Here is a 6,554-nt window from a genome sequence, read left to right on the forward strand (position 1 = left end):
GCCGAGGCCGTGCCGGCCCGCACGGCGCCCGCACCGGCGGCCCGGCCCACCGCGGCCGGCCCGCGCGAGGAAGCCGTCCCCATGACCCACATCCGCAAGGCCATCGCCAAGCACATGGTGGCGTCGCTGCAGACCTCCGCCCGGGCCTGGAACCTGGTCGAGGTCAACATGGAGAACATCGCCCGGCTCCGCGAGCGGGCCAAGGACGCGTTCAAAGCGCGGGAGGGGATCGGCCTCACGTTCATGCCCTTCCTGGCCCGGGCGCTGTGCGACGCGCTGCTGGCGTTCCCGGACGTGAACGGGGAGCTCCGGGACGACCAGATCGTCCTGAAGCGATACGTGAACCTGGGGATCGCGGTGGCCTACGACGAGGGCCTGATCGTGCCCGTGGTCAAGGACGCCGACGGGATGAACCTGGTGGGGCTGGCCCGGGCCATCAACGACGTGGCCACCCGGGCCCGGTCCAAGAAGCTGAAGCCGGACGAGGTGCACGGGAGCACCTTCACCATCACCAACCCCGGCCCGTACGGCTCGATCATGAGCGTCCCCATCATCAACCAGCCGAACACGGCGATCCTCGCCTTCGACGCGATCGAGAAGCGCCCGGTGGTGATCGACGACGCCATCGCCATCCGGCACATGGTGTACCTGTCGATGTCGTGGGACCATCGCGTCATCGACGGCGCCGCTGCCGCGCAGTTCCTGGGCCGCTTGAAGCAGAACCTGGAGACGTGGGACTTCACCCCCGAGCTCCAGGCCTACCTGCCACAGCCATGACCGGGACTGCCTGGCTGGTTCGGCCGGAGGGGCTGGTGCCCTACGCCGTCGCGTTCGACGCCATGCACGAGCTGGCCGAGCTCCGGGCGGCCGGAGACATCCCGGACGTCCTGATCCTGCTGGAGCACCCCCCCGTGTACACGGCCGGGCGGCGGGCCGATCCCACGCACGTGCGATGGACCGAGACCCAGATCGAGGCGGCGGGCGCCGAGCTCCACCACGTGGACCGGGGCGGCAGCGTGACCTTCCACGGGCCCGGCCAGCTGGTGGGCTATCCCATCCTGGACCTGGGGTCCCGCCCCGACGTGATCGCCCACCTCCGCCGGATCGAGCGGGCCGTGATCCTGGCGTGCCACGACGTCGGGGTTGAGTTGGGGCGGGACCCGGAGGCGACCGGGGTGTGGGCGGGCGACCGGAAGGCGTGCGCCATCGGGGTCAAGCTGACCCGGGCCCGGATCACCCTGCACGGGTTCGCCCTGAACTGCTCGACCGACCTCGCGTGGTTCGACGCCATCGTCCCCTGCGGCCTGGCCGACCGGGGGGTCGTGTCCCTCTCGGAGCTGGCCGGCCGGCCGGTCACGGTGGCCGAGATGGTCCCGCTCGTCGCGACGCGGTTCCAGGAGGTCTTCCACCGGAGTCTGGCCCCGGCTCCTCCCGAGGTGATGGCGAACGTCTTGACTGCCGGTCGGGCTGGGCGGTAATAGAGAGCCCCCAGAAGCGCTCCGGATCTCGTTGGGAGGGTCACTCGGCTTGGGGATCGACCAGGAACGTATCGCGTCTCTCCGGTCGTATGTCGACCATGAGCTGGGCATCCAGGAGACCTTCGTCCAGCCCCGGATCGGCGGGGCCCGGACCGTGGGCGTCCTGTCCACCCCACTCGGCTCGCCGCTTCTCGGAGGGTGGGTCATCTGCCACTCCTTCGCCCTGGAGCAGGTGTACCTCCAGTCCCTGGAGTCGGCCCTGGCTCGCCGGCTGGCCTCGGCCGGATTCGCCGTCCTGCGATTCCACACCCAGGGATACGGCGACAGCGAGCTCGGGACCGAGCAAATCAGCCTTCGCTCGCACGTCGACCAGGCCAAAGAGGCCGCCGGCGTGGTGGCCGGGGAGGCCGGGGTGGAGCGGATCGGCTTCGCGGGAATCCGGCTGGGAGGAACCGTGGCCGCGCTGGCGGCGGACGCGGCCGGCGCCGCGGGACTGGTGGCCGTCGCGCCAGCGGTCGACGGCGAGGCCTACGTCCAGTGGATGACGAAGCAGGCCAGGCTGACCGAGGTGTCGAGCGGTGAGAAGACGCTCCCGGGCGACCCCATCGCCGAGCTCATGGCCAGGGGGACGCTCGACGTGCTGGGGTTCCCGCTCCGGCGGGAGGTGTACGAGGAGATCCGGGCCCTGGACCTCGCCGACGCGCTCCAGGGGTTCCGGGGCGACGCGCTGCTGCTCCAGGTCTCCCGGACAGCAGGCCCTGATCCGGCCCTTCGCCGGCTGGCCGAGCGGCTCCGGGCGCTGGGAGCTCGGGCCGACCTCGAGGTCCTGGCCGATCCGAGAGCCCTCCGCCTTGGGTTCCCGCGGTTCCGCAGGAGCAAGGACGGCCGCAAGGAGGACGTCCAGGGCGACCTCACGGAAGGGGTCGTCGGCGCTGTGGCCGCGTGGTGCCGGGACCGGCGATGGCAGGCGGCGGAGGTCCCGTCGTGAACGCGGTGATGGAGCACCCCCTGTTCGTGCCGGTCGGGGCCGGGCACACGGCAGCGGTGCTGGCCGTGCCGGAGGGCGAGGCCAGGGCGCTGGTGCTGCTGCTGCCCGGGTTCGGGGTGGGACGGAGCCACAAGACCAGGATCTGGACGCTGGTGGCACGCGGCCTGGCCGAGCGGGACATCGCTTCCATCCGGATCGACTACCAGGGGCACGGGGACAGCACCGGCTCGGTCGAGAAGGTGGAGCTCGACACCCCCGCCATGGACGAGGCCGTGGCCGCCACCGACCTGGGGAAGGACCTCGTGGGCGTGGAATCCGTCGGCGTGGTGGGGAACTGCTTCGGGGCCCGGACGGCCGTGTCGTTCGCGGAGCACCGCGACGACTGCCGCAGCGCGGCCCTCGTGCTGCCGGGCGGGTTCAACGTCCTGTTCGAGGCCAGGGCCGGGAGCGGACCAATGGACCCGGCGGGGAACGGCGCAGGGGGTCGCGGGCGCGGCGCCCGGTCCATCCTCGGGGCCCTCCGCCGCCGTCCTCCCCGTCCCCGGGGCGAGGACGCGAACGTCCGGTTCATCCCGGAGGTGAGCCGGGCCCTGGCCTCGACCGACCTGCTGTTCGTCCTGCCGGGGATCGAGGAGCGCCGCCGGATCCTCCAGGACGCCATCGACGAGCTGCCCGCGGCGAACGGGGACGGGAGGGGGGGGCACGTTGCCGTGGAGACGCTCCGGGCGTCCAACGCCATGAGCGCGAACATCCCGGTCGAGGCGCAGCCGGCCCTCGTTGACATGCTCGTCACCTGGATGGATCGGACCATGCCGTCACGCGCCGAGCCCGCTCCCGCGGCAAGGGCAGACGGGCCCTGACCCAGGACGGCAGGAGGGAGCATCGTGGACGAAACAGATACAACGGACGACGTGGCGCGGCGCATCCGCGCGTTCATCAACGACGAGCTGCTGTTCGAGGACATCGACGTTGCCGACGAAACGCCGCTGCTCGAGGACCTCGTCGACTCCGTGGGGCTCATGGAGCTGGTCACGTTCATCGAGCAGGAGTTCGAGCTGACCATCGACCAGGGCGAGATCGACCAGCGGAACTTCGAGTCCGTCGGAGCCATCGCCGCGTGGGTGGAGAGCCTGCTCGAGGACAAGCGGTCGACCGCGCGGTGAAGCCGCGTCCGGCCAGCGTCATCGAGTGGGCCTCGCCCGAGCAGGCCGAGTTCTTCTCCACGGTGACCCGCCTGGCGCGAACGGTCACCTCGGACACCCGGGACCGGGACCGGTCGTCGGCGTTCTCGCGGCGGGCCTGGGACCGGTGCGCGGAGGTGGGGCTGCACGGCCTCCCCGCCCCCGAGGAGTACGGCGGCTCGGGCGCGGACGCCACCACCACGATGCTGGCGCTGGAGGCGCTCGGGTACGGCTGCCCGGACAACGGGCTGGTGTTCAGCGTGCAGGCCCACCTGTGGACCAGCGTGGTCCCGGTGTGGAAGTTCGGAACCGATGAGCAGCGGCAGCGGTGGTTGCCCGGGCTGTGCTCCGGGAAGCTCATCGGGTGCCACGCCGCCACCGAGCCGGAAGCGGGCTCGGACGTCTTCGGCATGAGCGCCACGGCCCGCGCCGTCGAGGGCGGCTACGTCCTGAACGGGCGGAAGGTGTTCATCACCAACGCGCCGGTGGCCGACCTGCTGATCGTGTTCGCCCGGACCTCGAAGGGCATCGGCCCCATCGGGATCACCGCGTTCATGCTGGAAGCCGGCACGCCGGGCTGCTCCATCACCGAGATGGACAAGATGGGCCTGCGGACCTCACCGATGGGCGAGATCGCGCTGGAGGACTGCCTGGTGCCGGAGCCCGCGGTGCTCGGGAGGGTGGGCCGGGGCGGTGAGGTGTTCCAGACGTCGATGGCCTGGGAGCGGGCCTGCATCATGGCCAGCCACGTCGGGACGATGCGGCGAACCATGGAGGCCTGCATCGACTACGCCCGGTCCCGCCGCCAGTACGGCAAGCCCATCGGGAAGTACGAGTCCGTGGCGGACAAGATCGCGAACATGAAGGTCGCCGTGGACGCGTCCCGGGCGCTGGTGCTGCGGGTGGGATGGCTGATGGACAACGGGATGGATGCCTCGCTGGAGGCGGCGGTGGCCAAGGTGTTCGTGAGCGAGGCCAGCGTGCGGACCCATCTGGACGCCGTGCAGATCCACGGCGGGTACGGCTACATGACCGAGACCGAGGTGGAGCGGGCACTCCGGGACGCCATCGGCGGGACCATCTACTCGGGGACCTCCGAGATCCAGCGCCGGATCATCGCCCGGGGCCTCGGGCTGTAGGGCGTCGAGGGCGGCAGGCGTGGCCCCGGGATTCCTGCTCCAGCACCTGGTCGAGGAGGCCGCCGCGGCGAACCCGGACCGGGAGGCCGTGCGGTGCCGCGGCCGGTCGCTGACCTACGGCCAGCTGGAGGCCGCTTCGGCGTCCCTGGCCCGGACGCTGGCCGAGGCGGGGGTCCGCCAGGGTGACCGGGTGGCCATCCACCTGCCCAAGGGCGTGGAGACGGTCGCCGCCGTGTACGGGGTGCTCCGGGCCGGGGCCGCCTACGTGCCGCTCGACCCGAAGGCCCCCATCCCCCGGGTGGCCGGCATCGCGGCGGACTGCGCCGTCGCGGCCGTCGTCAGCACCGCCTCCCGGGCTCCCGCGCTGCTGGAAGCACTCCCCCACCGGCCGTCGCTGGCGGTGGTGGTCGGGGAGGACGACGGCGCGGTGAAGCCAGACCTGCCGATTACCTCGGTCGCCTACGAGGAAGCCGCCGGCGCCAGTGGGCCCGCCCCACAGGTGTCACTGATCGATGACGACCTCGCCTACATCCTGTACACGTCGGGCTCCACGGGGGTCCCCAAGGGCGTGATGCTCTCCCACCGGGCCGCGCTGACGTTCGTGGAGTGGGCGGTGCGCCGGATCCGCGTGCGGCCGGACGACCGGCTGTCCAACCACGCCCCCCTGCACTTCGACCTGTCGGTGTTCGACCTGTTCGCGGCGGCCCTGGCCGGGGCTCCCGTCGTGCTGGTCCCGGACGACGCCGCGTACTTCGGCGCTTCCCTCGTGGAGCTGGTCCGGGAGGAGGGCATCACCGTGTGGTACTCGGTCCCGTCGGCGCTGGTGCTGCTGACCCGGGCCCTGCGCGAGCCCCTCACAGCCCTGCGGGTGGTGGTCTTCGCCGGCGAGGTCTACCCGACCCCCCGGCTCCGCGAGCTGGCCGGCGTGCTGCCGGAGGCGGAGCTGTGGAACCTGTACGGCCCCACCGAGACCAACGTGTGCACGTACTACCCGGTACTGAGCGTCCCGGAGGACGACCGCCCCATCCCGATCGGCCGGGCCTGCGAGAACACTGACGTGTTCGCGCTGAAGGAGGACGGCTCGGTGGCGGGCGTGGGCGAGGTCGGCGAGCTGTACGTCCGGGGCGGAAGCCTGATGAAGGGGTACTGGGGCCGCCCGGAGCTCACCGCGAAGGTGCTCGTTCCGAACCCGCTGGCGCCGCACATCCCCGACCCCGTGTACCGCACCGGGGACCTGGTCCGGCTGCGGGATGACGGGGACTACGACTTCCTGGGCCGGCGGGACCACCAGATCAAGAGCCGCGGGTACCGCATCGAGCTGGGGGACATCGAGGCCGCCATGACGGCACACCCCGCCGTGGCGGAGGGGATCGCCGTGGCGCTGCCCCATGAGGAGTGGGGAACCGAGATCGCGGTGTGCGTGGTGCTGAAGCCGGGTGCCGCCGTCACGGACAAGGAGATCAAGCGCCACATCGCCGGGCTTCTCCCCCGCTACATGGTCCCCACGCGCGTGGAGTTCCTGGACGACCTCCCCAGGACCTCCACCGGCAAGGCCGACCGCCAGCAGCTCCGAAGCGACCTGGAAGCCGCCGCGAACGCCTGAGCGTTCGAGTTTTTACCTCACCCGCCCGCTTCTGATCACCTAGTGCGCCGCCTGCAAAATGGCTTTACAACGGTTGACCTTCTCCACGATTGACGCCACGGTCGCCGTCCACACGAACGGGTTGGGGGCCTCGTTGTAGGCGTCGAGGTAGGCGTGGATCGCCTC

7 protein-coding genes are annotated in these 6,554 nt (G+C 71.5%); all 7 read left to right on the forward strand.

What is annotated here, in order from left to right; all coding sequences use genetic code 11:
- The coding region (locus M3Q23_10845; GenBank protein MDP9342564.1) for a 2-oxo acid dehydrogenase subunit E2 at positions 1–777 on the forward strand (777 nt) is incomplete at its 5' end.
- Positions 774–1,478 (forward strand): lipoyl(octanoyl) transferase LipB, encoded by a 705-nt coding sequence (gene lipB, locus M3Q23_10850; protein MDP9342565.1) that lies wholly within the window; start codon positions 774–776, stop codon positions 1,476–1,478. The genes M3Q23_10845 and lipB, both read left to right, overlap by 4 nt.
- A 295-nt stretch (positions 1,479–1,773) precedes the next feature.
- Positions 1,774–2,466, forward strand: a complete 693-nt coding sequence (locus M3Q23_10855) for a hypothetical protein (protein ID MDP9342566.1) — start codon at positions 1,774–1,776, stop codon at positions 2,464–2,466.
- On the forward strand, positions 2,463–3,326 hold the full coding sequence (locus M3Q23_10860) for a lysophospholipase (GenBank protein MDP9342567.1): 864 nt from the start codon (positions 2,463–2,465) through the stop codon (positions 3,324–3,326). The genes M3Q23_10855 and M3Q23_10860 overlap by 4 nt, the downstream gene beginning before the upstream one ends.
- A 24-nt stretch (positions 3,327–3,350) precedes the next feature.
- Positions 3,351–3,629, forward strand: coding sequence for a phosphopantetheine-binding protein (locus M3Q23_10865; protein MDP9342568.1), 279 nt, complete (start codon positions 3,351–3,353; stop codon positions 3,627–3,629).
- Positions 3,626–4,786: an acyl-CoA dehydrogenase family protein gene (locus tag M3Q23_10870; GenBank protein MDP9342569.1), complete on the forward strand. Its 1,161-nt coding sequence runs from the start codon at positions 3,626–3,628 to the stop codon at positions 4,784–4,786. Before M3Q23_10865 ends, M3Q23_10870 begins: the two co-directional genes overlap by 4 nt.
- A 19-nt stretch (positions 4,787–4,805) precedes the next feature.
- On the forward strand, positions 4,806–6,389 hold the full coding sequence (locus tag M3Q23_10875; GenBank protein MDP9342570.1) for an amino acid adenylation domain-containing protein: 1,584 nt from the start codon (positions 4,806–4,808) through the stop codon (positions 6,387–6,389).
- Positions 6,390–6,554 lie beyond the last annotated feature (165 nt).

Source organism: Actinomycetota bacterium (assembly GCA_030774015.1).
In the GTDB taxonomy this organism is placed as follows: domain Bacteria; phylum Actinomycetota; class UBA4738; order UBA4738; family JACQTL01; genus JALYLZ01.

Coding starts and splice junctions, on each gene's coding strand:
- lipB (MDP9342565.1), top strand. CDS start 774: ATGACCGGGACTGCCTGGCTGGTTCGGCCGGAGGGGCTGGTGCCCTAC.